Genomic DNA, 16,366 nt, shown 5'->3' with positions numbered 1-16,366 from the left:
CCATACGGCCTCACTCATCAGCCACACCCCGCCCCGGCCCTCTGTCGACCGCGTCGAGCAGCGTCCACAGCACGTCGCACTTGAAGCCGAGTGCCGCGACGGCCCGCTCCTGCTCCTCCCGGGTGCGCGCCCACTCCATGACGAGGCCGAGCGCCTCTTGCCCGTCGCGACTGCCCTGCTCCACGCGGGTGCGGAAGTACGCGAGGCCCTCCACCTCGATCCAGGGATAGTGCCGCTCGAAGGCCTCGATCCTGGTCCGCATCAGATCCGGTGCCGACAGCTCGGTGAGCGAGGCGGCGACGGCGTCGAGCGCGGGCCGCAGACGGCAGAAGTTGACGTATCCGTCGACCGCGAGCCGCACTCCGGGCAGCACCCGCGATGCGTCCAGGAGCTCGCCGCGCTCGACCCCGGCGGCCTCGCCGAGCCGCAGCCACCGCTCGATGCCGCCGTCGCCGTCCTTCTCCCCGTCGTGGTCCTGGATCCTGCGCACCCAGCCGCGGCGCAGCGCCGGGTCGTCGAACTTGGCGAGGATCAGGGCGTCCTTGACGGGGATGTGGCGCTGGTAGTGGAACCGGTTGACGATCCAGCGGCGCAACTCCTCGCGGGTGAGGGCGCCTTCATGCATGCGTACGTTGAAGGGGTGCCGGTCGTGATAGCGCTCGGCCGAGACGGCGCGCAGCCGCTCGGTGAACTCGCCGGGTGTCCAGGGAGCCGTCGGAGCCGTCACAGCTCGATCACCATCCGTTCCGCCGCGACTTCGATTCCCCACTCCGCGAGGAGCTTGTGCTGTTCGGCGTGCGGGTTCCCGAGCGGGTTGGTGTTGTTGAGGTGGGTGTAGAGGCAGCGCCCCGGCAGCCGCGCGAGACGGTGCGCCGTGCCGCCGGGCCCGGTGACGGGCAGGTGGCCCATGCCGGTGGCGGTGCGGGTGGAGAAGCCGGAACGCAGGGGTTCCTCGTCGTCCCAGAAGGTGCCGTCGACGAAGACGCAGTCGGCGTCGCGCGCGGCGGCGTCGAAGGCGTCGGACCAGACGGCGAGGGCGGGGGCGTAGAGCAGGGTCCGCCCGGTGCCGGGATCGCGCAGCCGAAGAGCGACGGACCAACTGTCGGTGCTGTCCGGGGAGTTGGCGGCGTACCGCGGCCTCTTGGCCGAAAGGGGCACGGCGCTCACGCTGATGCCGGACGCCCCGTCCAGCGGGCGGTCGCCGCCAAGGGACAGCTCGCGCCAGCGCACCGGCGTGTACGGACCGAGGACGGCATCGAGCCGCAGCCCCTCCCGCACGGCGTCGAGGACGGGCGGGGTCGCCACGACGTCGACGCCGCCCCGCGCCTCGCGGAGCCGGGCGATGCCGAGGGTGTGGTCGAGTTCGGCGTCGGTCAGGACGACGCCCGCGACGGGGGTCTGCCGGGCTCCGGGCCCGGGGTGGAGTTCCGGGGCGTCCTCGATCTGTGCACCGATGTCGGGGGTGGCGTTGACGACGTACCAGCTCCCCTCCCCCGCGCGTACGGCGAGCGAGGCGTGCCGGCGGCGGCGCTCCGGGTGGGCGCGTGCCCCGGTGCACCCGGGACACGCGCAGTTCCACTGGGGAAGACCGCCGCCCGCCGCGGTGCCGAGCACCTGCAGCAGCATGGCGGCGGGGTTACCGGTCGGCGCTGCGGTACGCGGTCACTTCGAGCGCGGTCTCCACGACCTCGTACTCGGGCGTCTGCCATGCGGTGACGGCTTCCGCCACTTCCGGCGTGGTGGGGTTCTGGTCTTCATTCATGGGCGTCTGGCTGCCTTCCTGAAAAGTGGGGGTTCAGGAGTCGCACCGTTCGCAGAGCGGCCGGGTGATGGAGGTAAAGCGGGTGCGGTGGTGCGTTCACCAGGCGTTCACATGAGTGTTCTGCGTTCAGTGACGTGCAATAGAGTTGCCGCATGACGGAACGCGGTCAATGGTGCGGACCAAAAAACGCCGGGACTTCACCCGGGAGTGTTCAAGGAATGCAGCACCGCACCTGATCGTTGACCATGGGAGTACCAACCGACGACACAAGGATCGAGAGCTCGTGAGCAAGGTCCCCCCGATCATCCTGAACAATGGCGTCGAGATGCCGCAGCTCGGCTTCGGCGTCTGGCAGGTACCGGACGACGAGGCCCGGTCGGCCGTCGCGACGGCGCTGGAGGCCGGGTACCGCAGCATCGACACCGCTGCCATCTACGCCAACGAAGAGGGCACCGGAAAGGCCATCGCCGAATCCGGCATCGCCCGCGAGGAACTCTTCGTCACGACGAAGCTCTGGAACGCCGACCAGGGTTACGACTCAACGCTCCGCGCCTTCGACGCCTCCCTCGAAAAGCTCGGGCTCGACCAGGTGGACCTGTATCTCATTCACTGGCCGCTGCCTTCCAAGGGCCTGGCCGTGGACACGTACAAGGCGTTCGAGAAGATCCAGGCCGACGGCCGCGCGAGGTCCATCGGCGTCTCGAACTTCCTGCCCGAGCACCTGGAGAAGCTGATCTCCGAGACGTCGGTCATTCCCGCCGTCAACCAGATCGAACTCCACCCGCACCTCCAGCAGCGCGCCTCCCGCGAGTTCCACGCGGAGCAGGGCATCGCCACGGAGGCCTGGTCCCCGCTCGGCCAGGGCAAGGGCCTCCTGGAGGTCCCGGCGATCATCGCGATCGCCCAGAAGCACGGCCGCACGCCGGCCCAGGTCGTCCTGCGCTGGCACCTCCAGCTGGGCAACGTGGTGATCCCCAAGTCCGTGACGCCGTCGCGGATCAAGGAGAACATCGACGTCTTCGGCTTCGAGCTCGACCCCGAGGACATGGCGGCGATCAGCGCGCTGAACGAGGACCGGCGGCTGGGCCCCGACCCGGTGACGTTCGACGTGGTCTGAGTCTGTCGGACGCACATCATCAGACGCACGCAGTCAGACGCACCCTGAAGGGCGTCGCCCCCGGCCTGTGCCGGAGGGCGACGCCCTTCAGTCCGTCCGTGCGGGAGCCCGCAGCCCGCCTACTCCTTGACCCCCACATGCACCGTCTGCACCGACAGCAGGAACACGTCGGGCCGGTGGTGCAGGCTCTGTTCGTCGTTCGCGTCCAGGAGGCGGTCCACCGTCGCCAGGTCGTCGGCGTCGAGTGTGTCCGCGTGCATCTCGCGGCGGCGGGAGAGCTCGGTGACGAGGTGGGCGCGGGCCGAGTCGGACACCGGGGCCGACAGGTCCAGGAGGAACGAGCGGGTGCCCGCGTGGCGCAGGCCCGCTTCGGTCAGGAGCCGGGGCCAGTCCTCCGTGACCTCCTTCGCGCCCGGCAGCTCCGCGCGCATCTGGGTGAACCACTTCTCGTCCGCCAGGTCGAAGCGGGTCTGGAGTCCCGGTCGGCCGAAGCCGATGTCGCGGGGCAGGCTGCGGGGGCTGAGGCCGCCCTCCAGGAGTGCGATCGCGCCGCCCGGCGCCAGGCGGTCCGCGAGGGCGGCGAGGGCCGCCTCCTGGTCGCCCACGTGGTGCAGGGCACGGCCGATCCAGAGGAGGTCCGCGGGCGGCAACGTGCCGATTCCCTCCGGGAGTTCCGCCTGGAGCGTGCTGACCCTGTCCGTCAGGCCCTCCCGGGCCGCCCGCTCCCGTGCGCGCTCCAGGAGCGGCTCCGCCGGGTCCACGGCGATCACCTCGGCCTTGGGGAAGATCTCGGCGAGGAGGAAGGAGATGCTGCCCGAGCCGCTGCCCACGTCCGCGATCAGGGCCGGTTCCGGCTGCCAGGTGCGCAGCCACGCGGCGATCTCGCGGTTCTGCGGGGCGGCGAGCTGTGCATGCCGCTCCAGCATCGGGCCCATGGTGGCCCAGTCGATGTCCTCGTGGTGGTGGCCGTGCTTGTGGCCGTGCCCGTGGTCGTGAGCCATCGTCTGCCGCCGCCTTCGCATGTCGGGAGTGGGTCCCCCGGGCGGATCTCCGGGAGCCGTACCCAGCCTGCTTCGCGTCTCCCTTCCTCGCCAGTTTCCTTGCGGTTTCGGCAAATGGGGTGGGCTGCGGCTCAACCGGTGGGCGGCCTCCGGAACGACCTGAGGGTGAACCGCGGGTCGGGGCGCGGCACTTCCTGGTCCGGCAGTGCCGCCAGGCCCGCCGCGAGCCGTGCGGCCAGGGGGCCGTCGGGCGGTATCCGGGTGAACCAGCCCCGGTGGAGGTCCTCGACCGTGGAGCGGGGCGTGCGGCCCTGGCCGTGGCCGCGGAACAGGGCCTCGCCCGCCGGTGTCAGGCCCCGCGCGGCCGCGTACGCCTCGACCGCCTGGGCGCGGTCGGCCGCCGGGCGCACCGGGCGCGGGGCGAGCACCGTGTCGATGTCGCTGCCCACGTCGTGCGCGGCGGCCTTGTCGACGGTCGTGACGAACACGCCGCCGGGCCGCAGCACCCGGGCACATTCGGCGACGACCGTCGCCGCTTCCTCGGCGCCGGACAGCAGGTGCAGCAGCCACACCGCGCTCACGGCGTCGAACGAGGCGTCGGGGAACGGGAGTTGGCGACTGTCACCCAGCACGACGGCGCCCGGGAGCCGTCCCGACGCCATGCGTGCCATGTTGAGGGCCGAATCGACCCCGGTCACCCGCAGGCCCGCGTCGGCCAGCCGCCGGGTGACCAGGCCCGTGCCGCAGGCCACGTCCAGGAGGGTGCGGGCGTGCGGCGGCAGCAGGCCGATGACGGCGGCGGCAGCGGCGTCGGCGCGGGGCTCGCCGCCGCGCGACGCGTCGTAGCGGTCGGCCTCCTTGCCGTAGTCCAGCATCGGCGCTCAGACCGCCCCGTGCGCGACCGCCAGCTCCTCGACCTTGCGGGCCAGGTCGAAGTCGAGGGTGGTGACGGCGCCGCCCGCGCTGTGCGTGTTCACGGACAGGGAGACGGTGTTGTAGCCGAGCGTCAGCTCGGAGTGGTGGCCGAGCTCTTCCTGGACCTGCGCGACGTGGACGACCATCGCGGTCGCCGCGAAGTGCGAGCCGAGCCGGAAGGAGCGGGTGATCCGATCGCCGTCGAGCGACCAGCCGGGCAGCTCGGCGAGCCGCTCCTCGACGTCCTTCTGTGACAACGGTTCGAGTGACATGGCCGCGCCCCTTTCCCGTGTGTACGGCGTTCGTACGGCGTGCGTACAACGTACGGGTGTACGTATATCCCTCAGCCTGCCACAGCGCCTCCCGCAAGGCCCTGATCAGGCCACCGGCCGCCTGGGACGGTGCCGCGGAACCCGGCGGTTCGCGAACGTCTTCGATTACTGTCTGGGTATGACAACTGCCGTGTCCACCAAGGAAAGCACCGGCGTCGGCCCGCTCCTGCGCGGCTGGCGCGAGCGGCGCAGGGTGAGCCAGCTGGAGCTGGCCCTGCGCGCCGACTCCTCCGCACGGCACATCAGCTTCATCGAGACCGGCAGGTCACGCCCGAGCGAGGAGATCGTCCTGCGCCTGGCCGAGCACCTCGACGTACCCGTGCGGGAGCGCAACTCGCTGCTCCTGGCGGCCGGTTACGCGCCCCGCTTCCGGGAGACCCCGCTGGACGACCCCTCGATGGGCGCCCTGCGGGAGGGCCTCGAACAGCTGCTGCGCGGCTACGAGCCCTATCCCGCCCTGGTCGTCGACGCGACGTACGACGTGATCGCGGCGAACCGCGGCATCGCGATGATCCTCGACGGCGTCCCCGAGCACCTCCTGCGACCGCCCCTGAACGCCATGCGGCTCACGCTCCACCCCGAGGGCCTCGCCCCGAAGATCCGCAATCTGCGCGAGTGGCGGGGGCATCTGCTGCACCAGATGGAGCGGCAGATCGCGCTGCAGCGGTCCGACGCGCTGCGCGCGGTGTACGAGGAGGTGGCGGCGTACCCGGTGGAGGACCCTGGTGTCGACGTCTTCGAGGCGGCGGGAGCGCAGAGCGAGGTGCCGTACATCGCGCTGCCCCTGCGCATCGAGCACGACGGGCACCTGCTCTCCTTCGTCTCGTCGATCTCGACCTTCAACACCCCGATGGACGTCACGGTCGCCGAGCTGGCCATCGAGACGCTGCTCCCCGCCGACCCGGCGACGGTCAAGTACCTCCAGTCGTCGGCGTCCTAGCGGCCGGTGAAAGGGAACATCATGCGGACCGAGGAGTTCAGCGGCGGCCGTCACGACGACGCGGACCTGACGCGCGCCGACTCGCTGGCCCGGGAGATCTTCTCGGGCGTGGCCAACAAGTGGGCGCTGCTGATCATCAACGCCCTGGCCGACCGGACGCTGCGCTTCACCGAGGTGCGGACCGCGGTGGACGGCATCAGCCACAAGATGCTCACGCAGACCCTGCGCGGCCTCGAACGCGACGGCGTCGTGCACCGGACGGTGTACGCCACCGTGCCGCCCCGCGTCGAGTACCGCCTGACCGAGGCGGGCCGAGGGCTGCTCGCCACGGTCGACGGCATGTGCGCCTGGACGCACCGGTACCTCGCGGAGATCGAGGCCGCCCGCACCCGCTTCGACGCGCGCGGCGCCGACGCGCCCCCGCGGGCCTAGGGCCGCAGGGCCCGCAGCGCCGCGTACTGCAGGGCGGCGAATCCGCCGACGGTCACGGCCTGGAGCAGGGTCCACACCGCGCCCGCCGTGCTGGGCGAGAGCCAGGCCACCAGCGCGACGACACTGAGCACCGCCCAGGCCGCGTTCGCCTCGATCACCCCGCGGACGGGCAGCGTGGGCGGACTCTTGCGCGAGGCGAGGTAGCCGACGCCCGCGCCGTACGCCGTGAGGAAGACGCCGAGGCCGAGCAGGAGGCCGGCGTCGACGCCGAGGAAGCGCCCGAGCGGGCCCGAGGCGGCAACGTACGCGAGGCCGTTTCCGGTGGTCACGACCGCGTCGAGGGCGAGGAAGCGGCGCAGCATGGTCTTCGGGTCGTTCGTGCGGGCCAGGGCGGTGAGCGGGTGTGCGGAGTACGTCGACATGAGGAACCGGCCTCCATCAGCGGAAGGGAAAGGGGGGGCGGACCCGGGCCGGAGTGCGCCGGACCGGATCCGGTGGGACCACCCTGCCGGGCGCCCGCGCGAGGGTCGATTACCTCAGGGGTAAGGCTGCCGCCCGGGGCCCGCCCCGCAACCCGTACGGCGGTCGCCGCCGTGTGCCCCCGCCGCCCCGCGCCTAGGTTCGTCGAAAGGCAGACTTAGGGAGCTCAAGGGTGACAGAGACGACCGAGCCCGGCGCCGCGCTGCTGCGCGCGGGGAAGTTCTTCCGCCGGGGCACCGCCGCCCCCGACCTGCACAGCATCGGCCTGGTCGGCGGCCGGGACGCGGACGCCTTCTACCGGGACCGGTGGAGCCACGACAAGGTCGTGAACTCGACGCACGGCGTGAACTGCACGGGCTCCTGCCGCTGGAAGGTGTACGTCAAGGACGGCATCATCACCTGGGAGACCCAGCAGACCGACTACCCCTCCGTGGGCCCCGACCGCCCCGAGTACGAGCCCCGCGGCTGCCCCCGAGGCGCCGCCTTCTCCTGGTACACCTACTCGCCGACCCGGGTGCGCTACCCCTACCTGCGCGGCGTGCTCCTTGAGATGTACCGCGAGGCGAAGTCGCGCCTGAAGGACCCGGTCCTGGCCTGGGCCGACATCCAGGGCGACCCGGAGCGGCGCCGGACCTACCAACAGGCTCGCGGCAAGGGCGGGTTGGTGCGGGCGACGTGGGACGAGGCCGTCGAGATCATCGCGGCCGCGCACGTCCACACGATCAAGACGCACGGCCCGGACCGGGTCGCGGGCTTCTCCCCCATCCCCGCGATGTCGATGGTGTCGCACGCGGCGGGCGCCCGCTTCATGTCCCTGATCGGCGCGCCCATGCTGTCCTTCTACGACTGGTACGCGGACCTGCCGGTCGCCTCGCCGCAGGTCTTCGGCGACCAGACCGACGTACCGGAGTCGGGCGACTGGTGGGACGCCGCGTATCTGATGATGTGGGGCTCGAACGTCCCGGTCACGCGGACGCCGGACGCGCACTGGATGGCCGAGGCGCGCTACCGCGGCCAGAAGGTCGTGGTCGTCGCGCCCGACTACGCCGACAACGCCAAGTTCGCCGACGAGTGGCTGCACCCGCACCCGGGCACGGACGGGGCCCTGGCCATCGCGATGGGGCACGTCATCCTCAAGGAGTTCTTCGTCGACCGGCAGACGGACTTCTTCACCGACTACGTCCGCAGGTTCACCGACCTGCCCTTCCTGGTGACACTGACCGAGCGCGACGGCGCGTACGTCCCCTCGAAGTTCCTGCGCGCCACCGACCTGGGCCAGAGCGGCGAGGGCGGCGACTGGAAGACGGCCGTCCTGGACGAGAACACCGGGCATCCCGCCGTCCCGAACGGCTCGCTGGGCTTTCGCTGGACCGAATCCGGCAAGGGCAAGTGGAACCTGGAGCTCGGCAACATCGAGCCGCAGCTCTCCCTGCACGACTCGGACGTGGCGACGGGCGTCGAGGTGCTGCTCCCCCGCTTCGACACCGAGGGCGGCACGCACGGCCAGGGGCGTGGCGAGATCGTGCGCCGCGGGGTGCCCGCCACGCGGCTCGGCGGCCAGGACGGGCCGCTCGTCACGACGGTCTTCGACCTGCTGCTCGCGCAGTACGGCGTCGGGCGCGAGGGGCTTCCGGGCGAGTGGCCTGCCTCGTACGAGGATGCCGACGCGCCCGGCACCCCGGGCTGGCAGGAGGCGCACACCTCGGTGCCGGCCGCGAAGGCGGTGAAGATCGCGCGGGAGTTCGCGAAGACCGCCGAGCAGTCGCGGGGCCGCTGCATGATCCTCATGGGGGCGGGGACCAACCACTGGTTCCACTCCGAGACGATCTACCGCGCCTTCCTCGCGCTGCTCCAGCTGACCGGCTGCCAGGGCCGCAACGGCGGCGGCTGGGCGCACTACGTCGGGCAGGAGAAGTGCCGTCCGGTGACCGGCTGGGCGACGCTCGCCGGTGCCGGCGACTGGAGCAGGCCGCCGCGGCAGATGATCGGCACCGCGTACTGGTTCCTGAACACCGACCAGTGGCGCTACGACAAGTTCGCGGCCGACGTGCTCGCGTCGCCGCTGGGCGAGGGCCGGTTCGCGGGGATGACGGGCGCCGACTGCCTCGCGCTCTCGGCGCGCACCGGCTGGATGCCCTCCTATCCGACCTTCGACCGCAACTCCCTTGAGCTGGGGGAGACTTCGGGCGCTTCGGGCGACCCGGTCGCCAATGCCGTCGACGAACTCAAGGCGGGCACCCTCAACTTCGCCTGCGAGGACCCGGACGCCCCGGAGAACTGGCCGCGCGTCCTGACCCTGTGGCGCGCCAATCTGCTCGGCTCGTCGGCCAAGGGTGCGGAGTACTTCACCAAGCATCTGCTGGGCACGCACTCCTCGCTGCGGGCCGATGAGGCGTCACCCGATGAGCGGCCCTCGACGGTGACGTGGCGCGAGGAGGCCCCCGAGGGCAAGCTCGACCTGCTCGTCTCGCTGGACTTCCGGCAGACCTCGTCGACGCTGCTCTCGGACGTGGTCCTGCCCGCCGCGACCTGGTACGAGAAGCACGACCTGTCCTCCACGGACATGCACCCCTACGTCCACTCCTTCACGCCCGCCGTCGACCCGCCCTGGCAGGCCCGCACCGACTTCGACGCGTTCAAGGCCATCGCGGAGCGGCTCAGCGAGCTGGCCGTGGACCATCTCGGCGTACGCAAGGACCTCGTCGCCACCGCGCTCCAGCACGACACCCCCGGCGAGACGGCGCAGCCCGGCGGTGTCGTCCTGGACTGGCGCAAGGGCGAGTGCGAGGCGATCCCGGGCAAGACCATGCCGGGCCTGACGGTGGTGGAGCGGGACTACACCGCGATCGGCGCGAAGTTCGCGGCGCTCGGCCCCCTCGCGGAGAAGCTGGGCCTGCCCGCGAAGGGCATCGCGCTGCGGCCCGACCAGGAGGTCGACGAGCTGCGCGAGCGCAACGGCGTCGTACGCGGCGGGCCCGCCGACGGGCGCCCCGCCCTGGACACGGCGATCAAGGCGGCGAACACCATCCTCGCCCTGTCCGGCACGACCAACGGCCGCCTCGCCACGCAGGGCTTCCACACCCTGGAGGCGCGCACGGGCCAGGAGATGGCGCATCTGGCCGCCGAGCACGAGGGCAAGCGCATCACGTACGCGGACACGCAGGCGGCGCCCGTCCCCGTGATCACCTCGCCCGAGTGGTCGGGAAGCGAGTCGGGCGGGCGCCGCTACACGGCGTTCACGCTCAACACCGAGCACCTCAAGCCCTGGCACACGCTCACCGGGCGCCAGCACTTCTTCCTCGACCACGACTGGATCCACGAGCTGGGCGAGGCGATGCCCGTCTACCGGCCGCCCCTGGACATGAACCGCCTGTTCGGGGAGCCGCGCCTGGGGCCGGACGGCGAGAGGGAGGTGACGGTCCGCTATCTCACCCCGCACAACAAGTGGTCCATCCACTCCGAGTACCAGGACAACCTCTTCATGCTGTCGCTCTCCCGGGGCGGACAGTGCGTCTGGATGGCGCCGCAGGACGCGGACGCGATCGGCGTGAAGGACAACGACTGGATCGAGGCGGTCAACCGCAACGGCGTGGTCGTCGCGCGGGCGGTCGTCTCGCACCGGATGCCGGCCGGCACGGTCTACATGCACCACGCGCAGGAGCGCACGGTGAACGTCCCCAAGGCGGAGACCACCGGCAAGCGCGGCGGCATCCACAACTCCCTGACCCGCCTGATCCTCAAGCCGTCCCATCTCATCGGCGGCTACGCCCAGTTGTCGTGGGCCTTCAACTACCTGGGCCCGACGGGCAACCAGCGCGACGAGGTGACGGTCATCCGCCGTCGCAACCAGGAGGTCACGTACTGATGCGCGTCATGGCACAGATCGCGATGGTGATGAACCTCGACAAGTGCATCGGCTGCCACACCTGCTCCGTCACCTGCAAGCAGGCGTGGACCAACCGCGACGGCATGGAGTACGTCTGGTTCAACAACGTCGAGACCCGTCCGGGCCAGGGCTATCCGCGCCGCTACGAGGACCAGGAGAAGTGGCGCGGCGGCTGGGAGCTGAACAAGCGCGGCGCCCTGAAGCTCAAGAACGGCGGGCGGATCAAGGCCCTCCTGGAGATCTTCTCCAACCCGAAGCTGCCGGAGATCAAGGACTACTACGAGCCCTGGACGTACGAGTACAAGAACCTCACCGACGCCCCCCTCGGCGACGACTACCCGGTCGCCGAGCCGCGCTCGCTGATCAGCGGCAAGCCCATGAAGATCGAGTGGTCGTCGAACTGGGACGACAACCTGGGCGGCGCCACCGAGTACGGCGATCTCGACCCGATGGTGGCCAAGACCCGCGAGAAGGCGGCCGAGAAGGTGAGGTTCGCCTTCGAGCAGACCTTCATGTTCTATCTGCCGCGCATCTGCGAGCACTGTCTGAACCCGGCGTGCGTGGCGTCCTGCCCGTCCGGCGCGATGTACAAGCGCGAGGAGGACGGCATCGTCCTCGTCGACCAGGACAGCTGCCGCGGCTGGCGCAAGTGCGTGACGGGCTGCCCGTACAAGAAGGTGTACTTCAACCACCGCACCGGCAAGGCCGAGAAGTGCACGATGTGCTACCCGCGCCTTGAGGTGGGCCTGCCCACGGTCTGCTCGGAGACGTGCGTGGGGCGGCTGCGGTATCTGGGCGTGATCCTCTACGACGCCGACAAGGTGACCGAGGCCGCGTCGGTCAAGGACGACAAGGCGCTGTACGAGGCCCAGTTGGGGGTCTTCCTCGATCCGGAGGACCCCGAGGTACGGCGCGAGGCCGAGCGGGCCGGGATCGGGCACGACTGGGTGGAGGCGGCGCGCCGCTCCCCCGTGCACGCGCTGATCAGCAAGTACAAGGTGGCGCTCCCGCTGCATCCGGAGTACCGGACGATGCCGATGGTCTGGTACATCCCGCCGCTGTCCCCGGTCGTGGACGCGCTGAGCGAGACCGGGCACGACGGCGAGGACCTGGACAACCTCTTCGGCGCGATCGACACCCTGCGCATTCCCCTGGAGTACCTGGCGGAGATCTTCACCGCCGGTGACGTGGGTCCGGTGCGCTCCTCCCTGGAGAAGCTGGCGGCGATGCGGGCGCACATGCGGGCCATCAACCTCGGTGACCGGCCGGACAGTTCGGTCGCCGACGCCGTGGGGATGTCCGGCCAGGAGATCGAGGAGATGTACCGGCTCCTGGCCATCGCCAAGTACGAGGACCGCTACGTCATCCCGACCGCCGCCGTCGGGGACGCGCAGCGCCTGGAGGAGTCGGCACTGCCCGACTCGTGCAGCCTCGACTTCGAGGACGGTCCGGGGATGGGCGGGGACGGCCCGTTCGGTCAGGACTCGGGCCGCAAGCAGCTGCCGCTGGTGACCATCGAGAACTTCCACGCACTGCGGGACCGGCAGACCGCCGACGAGCAGCCCTCCGCCACCGACAAGGACACCCTGTGAGCGACCATGCCGTGCTCTACCAGGCAGCCGCGCACTGCCTGTCCTACCCGGACGACGAGTTCCGCGCACTGCTGCCCCAACTGAGCGCCGCCGCACCGCAGTTGGGGAGCTTTCTGACGCACGCGGCGGCGGCCGACCCGTCCGAGCTCGCCGCGCACTACGTCCAGGTCTTCGACTTCAAGAACCGCCACAGCCTCTACCTCAGCTGGTGGCGCGACGGCGACACACGGCGGCGCGGGATGGCCCTGGTGCGCTTCAAGGAGGTCTACCGCGAGCACGGCATGGAGTTCACCGGCGAGGAGCTGCCGGACTTCCTGCCCGCGGTCCTGGAGTTCTCCGCGCACGCGGGCCCGGTCCTCCTGGAGGAGCACCGGCCGGGTCTGGAACTGCTGCGGCTGGCCCTCACCGATTTCGGCACGCCGTACGCGCCCGTGCTCGAAGCGGTGTGCGCGACGCTGCCGGGGCCTTCGCCGAAGGACCGGGCCGAGGCGCAGGCGCTCGCCCGGTCGGGGCCGCCGCGGGAGGACGTCGGCCTTGAACCCTTCGCACTGATCGGGGAGCACTGATGAGAACGCTGCTGTGGGGCGTCATCCCGTACGTGGCCGTCGTCCTCCTGGCGGCGGGCCTCTTCTGGCGCTACCGCTACGACAAGTTCGGCTGGACGACGCGCTCCTCGCAGGTCTACGAGTCCAAGCTCCTGAACATCGCATCGCCGATGTTCCACTACGGGATTCTGTTCGTCCTGGTCGGGCACCTGCTGGGCCTCTTCGTCCCGGAGTCGTGGACGGAGAAGGTGGGCGTGAAGGAGCACACGTACCACCTGTTCTCGCTGTACGGCGGCACGGCGGCGGGCGTCCTGCTGGTCCTCGGCATCCTGCTGCTGCTCTACCGGCGGCGCACGAACGCGCCGGTGTTCCGGGCGACGACCGCCAACGACAAGCTGATGTATCTGGTGCTGTTCGCGGCGATCGTGCTCGGCATGGTGGCGAAACTGACGCACGCCTCGGGCGACGGCTACAACTACCGCGAGTCCATCGCCCCTTGGGCGCGCAGCCTGTTCACCCTTCAGCCGGACACGGAGCTGATGGCGGGGGTGCCGGTCCTCTACCAGATCCATGCGGTGGTCGGCCTGGCGCTGTTCGCGCTGATTCCGTTCACACGCCTCGTGCACATGTTCAGCGCGCCGGTGCAGTACCTGTTCCGGCCGTACGTCGTGTACCGGAGCAAGGACCCGCGCAGGGTCGGGGCGCGTCCGGAGCGGCGGGGGTGGGAGAAGACGGGGTCCTAGCTCCCACCCCGTCAGGGGCTACCCCTCGGTTCCCTTGCCCTTCTCCCCCGGCTTCTCGTCGTCCACGATCTCCGCGTCGACCACGCCCTCCTCGCCGGAGGGCTCCGGGGCCGGCTGCTCCTGGCCGCCCTCGCCCGACGACGCCGCGTACATCGCCTGGCCCATCCGCTGACTGACCGAGGCCAGCTTCTCGGCGCCCGCGCGCAGGGCCGCCGTGTCGTCGGCCCTGTCCTTCAGGAGGGCCTTCAGCTCCGTCGCGGCGGCCTCCACTTCGGCCTTGGTGTCGGCCGGCACCCGCTCCTCGTTCTCCCGCAGGAACCGTTCCGTCTGGTAGACGAGCTGCTCCGCCTGGTTGCGGGTCTCCGCGGCGTCGCGCCGCTTGCGGTCCTCCTCCGCGTGCTCCTCGGCCTCCCGCACCATGCGGTTGATGTCGTCCTTGGGCAGCGCGGAACCGCCCGTCACCGTCATGCGCTGCTCGCGCCCCGTCGCCTCGTCCTTCGCGGAGACGTGCATGATTCCGTTGGCGTCGATGTCGAAGGTGACCTCGATCTTGGGGACGCCGCGCGGCGCCGGGGGCAGCCCGGTGAGGTCGAAGACACCCAGCTTCTTGTTGTACGCGGCGATCTCCCGCTCCCCCTGGAAGACCTGGATGCCGACCGATGGCTGGTTGTCCTCGGCGGTCGAGAAGGTCTCCGAACGCCGGGTGGGAATGGTCGTGTTGCGTTCGATGAGCTTGGTCATGATGCCGCCCTTGGTCTCGATCCCGAGGGACAGCGGCGTCACGTCCAGGAGCAGGACGTCCTTCACGTCGCCCCGGATCACACCGGCCTGGAGTGCCGCGCCGAGCGCCACCACCTCGTCCGGGTTGACGCCCTTGTGCGGCTCGCTGCCGGTGAGTTCCTTGACCAGTTCCGTCACCGCGGGCATCCGCGTCGAACCGCCCACCAGGATCACGTGGTCGACGGCGGAGAGCTTGATGCCCGCGTCCTTCACCGCCTGGTGGAAGGGGCCGCGGCAGCGTTCAAGGAGGTCCGCCGTCAGCTCCTGGAACTGGGCGCGGGTCAGCTTCTCCGCCAGGTGCAAGGGGCCGTCCGCCGACGCCGTGACGTACGGAAGATTGATGTCGGTCTCGCTCGACGACGACAGCTCGATCTTCGCCTTCTCGGCGCCCTCGCGCAGCCGTTGCAGCGCCATCTTGTCCTTGCCGAGGTCCACGCCGTGCGCGTTCTTGAACTGCCGCACCAGGTACTCGACGATGCGCTGGTCCCAGTCGTCGCCGCCCAGCTTCGTGTCGCCGTTGGTGGCCTTCACCTCGATGACGCCCTCGCCCATCTCCAGGAGCGAGACGTCGAAGGTGCCGCCGCCGAGGTCGAAGACGAGGACCGTCTGGTCGTCGCCCTTGTCGAGGCCGTACGCCAGGGCCGCCGCCGTCGGTTCGTTGATGATGCGGAGCACCTTCAGGCCCGCGATCTCGCCGGCCTCCTTGGTGGCCTGGCGCTGCGCGTCGTCGAAGTACGCGGGGACGGTGACGACCGCGTCCGTGACGTCCTCGCCCAGATAGGACTCGGCGTCGCGCTTGAGCTTCTGCAGGACGCGGGCGGAGAGCTCCTGCGCGGTGTACCGGGTGCCGTCCACGGACCCACCCTCCGGGAAGCGCCAACTCCCGTCGCCCATGTGCCGTTTGACGGAGCGCGCGGTGCGCTCCACATTGGTGACCGCCTGCCGCTTGGCGACCTCTCCGACGAGGACGTCGCCGTTCTTCGCGAAGGCGATGACCGAGGGTGTGGTGCGCGCTCCCTCCGCGTTGGCGACGACCGTGGGATCACCGCCCTCCAGGACGGCCACCACCGAGTTCGTCGTACCGAGGTCGATCCCGACTGCACGTGCCATGTCCAGTCCCCTTCCACCACGAGCCCGTTTCCCGGCGTACTTCGACCTCCATCACAAAACTTGAGCGGCCCGTTGTCAATGCCGCCCATGACGGTGCCGCCGCCCCTGAGGGACGGCGGCACGGTCGGAGAATGGCCGAAAGGCCGTACGTCAGGCGAGCTTCGCCGTCAGCGTGATGGTCGTGCCCGACAGCGCCTGGCTCACGGGGCAGTTCGCCTTGGCGTCCTCGGCGGCGGCGACGAACGCGGCCTCGTCGATGCCCGGCACGGCGCCCTCGACGGTGAGGTGGATGCCGGTGATGCCGGTGCCCGGCTGGAACGTCACGTCGGCGGAGGTCGTCAGGCGGGTGGGCGGGGTGCCCGCGCCCGTCAGACCGTGCGAGAGCGCCATGGAGAAGCAGCTGGAGTGCGCGGCGGCGATCAGCTCTTCGGGGCTGGTCTTGCCGTTGGCCTGCTCGGCGCGGGACGGCCAGGAGACGGCCTGCTCGCCGATCCCGGAGGAGTCGAAGGCGACGATTCCCGAGCCCTCCGTCAGAGAGCCTTCCCAGACCGTGTGCGCGGAGCGCGTGGTAGCCACGATGTAGATCCCTTCAGTGCGGTTCCGTGATGCGTCGCGGAACGTCCGTGCGCCCATCCGATCACATCCGGGCGTTCCGGCCGGTAAACCCGGGGTGTCTGAGGCGGCACGTCAGTTGCGGTGCGTGGTCGCTATGGCCGAAATGCCGCCTGTGC

General features: G+C 70.6%; 16 protein-coding genes. 7 read left to right on the top strand and 9 right to left on the bottom strand.

All coding sequences use genetic code 11. The features are described from left to right. Positions 1 to 10: 10 nt before the first annotated feature. The 3 genes from pqqC to pqqA are packed head-to-tail and all read right to left on the bottom strand — an operon-like array spanning position 11 to position 1,762. On the bottom strand, positions 11 to 727 hold the full coding sequence (gene pqqC / locus ACZ6ZP_RS09510) for a pyrroloquinoline-quinone synthase PqqC (protein ID WP_351159251.1): 717 nt from the start codon (positions 725 to 727) through the stop codon (positions 11 to 13). After that, positions 724 to 1,626, bottom strand: coding sequence for a pyrroloquinoline quinone biosynthesis protein PqqB (gene pqqB, locus ACZ6ZP_RS09505; protein WP_366461807.1), 903 nt, complete (start codon positions 1,624 to 1,626; stop codon positions 724 to 726). The genes pqqC and pqqB overlap by 4 nt, the downstream gene beginning before the upstream one ends. A gap of 10 nt (positions 1,627 to 1,636) precedes the next feature. Continuing rightward, positions 1,637 to 1,762, bottom strand: coding sequence for a pyrroloquinoline quinone precursor peptide PqqA (pqqA, locus tag ACZ6ZP_RS09500; protein WP_361044163.1), 126 nt, complete (start codon positions 1,760 to 1,762; stop codon positions 1,637 to 1,639). A gap of 325 nt (positions 1,763 to 2,087) precedes the next feature. On the opposite strand from pqqA, the gene ACZ6ZP_RS09495 reads away from it, so the two are divergent. Further along, entirely contained in the window at positions 2,088 to 2,879 is a 792-nt protein-coding gene (locus ACZ6ZP_RS09495) for an aldo/keto reductase (RefSeq protein ID WP_351159405.1), read from the top strand. 119 nt (positions 2,880 to 2,998) lie between these two features. Here ACZ6ZP_RS09495 and ACZ6ZP_RS09490 read toward each other — a convergent pair whose 3' ends face one another. The 3 genes from ACZ6ZP_RS09490 to ACZ6ZP_RS09480 all read right to left on the bottom strand — a co-directional run bounded on the left by ACZ6ZP_RS09490 (position 2,999) and on the right by ACZ6ZP_RS09480 (position 5,067). Continuing rightward, positions 2,999 to 3,880 carry a class I SAM-dependent methyltransferase gene (locus ACZ6ZP_RS09490; RefSeq protein WP_469406216.1) on the bottom strand — a complete coding sequence of 294 codons (882 nt, stop codon included), beginning with the start codon at positions 3,878 to 3,880 and terminating at the stop codon, positions 2,999 to 3,001. Positions 3,881 to 4,011: 131 nt separating this feature from the next. Beyond that, positions 4,012 to 4,755, bottom strand: a complete 744-nt coding sequence (locus ACZ6ZP_RS09485) for a class I SAM-dependent methyltransferase (RefSeq protein ID WP_361461807.1) — start codon at positions 4,753 to 4,755, stop codon at positions 4,012 to 4,014. Positions 4,756 to 4,761: 6 nt separating this feature from the next. Further along, positions 4,762 to 5,067: a 4a-hydroxytetrahydrobiopterin dehydratase gene (locus ACZ6ZP_RS09480; protein ID WP_351159237.1), complete on the bottom strand. Its 306-nt coding sequence runs from the start codon at positions 5,065 to 5,067 to the stop codon at positions 4,762 to 4,764. Between the two features lie 178 nt (positions 5,068 to 5,245). On the opposite strand from ACZ6ZP_RS09480, the gene ACZ6ZP_RS09475 reads away from it, so the two are divergent. Both ACZ6ZP_RS09475 and ACZ6ZP_RS09470 read left to right on the top strand, forming a co-directional pair. Continuing rightward, positions 5,246 to 6,067, top strand: coding sequence for a helix-turn-helix domain-containing protein (locus tag ACZ6ZP_RS09475; protein WP_351159235.1), 822 nt, complete (start codon positions 5,246 to 5,248; stop codon positions 6,065 to 6,067). Positions 6,068 to 6,088: 21 nt separating this feature from the next. Beyond that, the gene (locus ACZ6ZP_RS09470; RefSeq protein ID WP_351159232.1) at positions 6,089 to 6,499 is read left to right on the top strand and encodes a winged helix-turn-helix transcriptional regulator; all 411 of its coding nucleotides are present in this window, start codon (positions 6,089 to 6,091) and stop codon (positions 6,497 to 6,499) included. Here the strand turns inward: ACZ6ZP_RS09470 and ACZ6ZP_RS09465 are convergent. After that, positions 6,496 to 6,921 (bottom strand): hypothetical protein, encoded by a 426-nt coding sequence (locus tag ACZ6ZP_RS09465; RefSeq protein ID WP_351159229.1) that lies wholly within the window; start codon positions 6,919 to 6,921, stop codon positions 6,496 to 6,498. The genes ACZ6ZP_RS09470 and ACZ6ZP_RS09465 overlap by 4 nt on opposite strands. A gap of 230 nt (positions 6,922 to 7,151) precedes the next feature. Between ACZ6ZP_RS09465 and ACZ6ZP_RS09460 the strand changes: the two genes are divergently transcribed. The 4 genes from ACZ6ZP_RS09460 to narI are packed head-to-tail and all read left to right on the top strand — an operon-like array spanning position 7,152 to position 13,745. Continuing rightward, positions 7,152 to 10,844, top strand: a complete 3,693-nt coding sequence (locus ACZ6ZP_RS09460) for a nitrate reductase subunit alpha (protein ID WP_469406212.1) — start codon at positions 7,152 to 7,154, stop codon at positions 10,842 to 10,844. After that, positions 10,844 to 12,457 carry a nitrate reductase subunit beta gene (narH, locus tag ACZ6ZP_RS09455; RefSeq protein WP_351159224.1) on the top strand — a complete coding sequence of 538 codons (1,614 nt, stop codon included), beginning with the start codon at positions 10,844 to 10,846 and terminating at the stop codon, positions 12,455 to 12,457. Before ACZ6ZP_RS09460 ends, narH begins: the two co-directional genes overlap by 1 nt. Then, complete coding sequence (gene narJ, locus ACZ6ZP_RS09450) at positions 12,454 to 13,023, top strand: nitrate reductase molybdenum cofactor assembly chaperone (protein ID WP_351159221.1); 570 nt, start codon at positions 12,454 to 12,456, stop codon at positions 13,021 to 13,023. Before narH ends, narJ begins: the two co-directional genes overlap by 4 nt. After that, a complete protein-coding gene (gene narI, locus ACZ6ZP_RS09445) occupies positions 13,023 to 13,745 on the top strand; it encodes a respiratory nitrate reductase subunit gamma (protein ID WP_469406209.1) in 723 nt (240 codons plus the stop codon). The genes narJ and narI overlap by 1 nt, the downstream gene beginning before the upstream one ends. Before the next feature lie 18 nt (positions 13,746 to 13,763). On the opposite strand, the gene dnaK is transcribed toward narI, so the two are convergent. Next, complete coding sequence (dnaK, locus tag ACZ6ZP_RS09440) at positions 13,764 to 15,635, bottom strand: molecular chaperone DnaK (RefSeq protein ID WP_351159215.1); 1,872 nt, start codon at positions 15,633 to 15,635, stop codon at positions 13,764 to 13,766. Between the two features lie 150 nt (positions 15,636 to 15,785). Beyond that, entirely contained in the window at positions 15,786 to 16,211 is a 426-nt protein-coding gene (locus ACZ6ZP_RS09435) for an OsmC family peroxiredoxin (protein ID WP_361461820.1), read from the bottom strand. Positions 16,212 to 16,366 lie beyond the last annotated feature (155 nt).

Source organism: Streptomyces sp. NPDC054047, from assembly GCF_055585065.1.
This window is presented reverse-complemented; position numbering and strand designations above follow the sequence as displayed.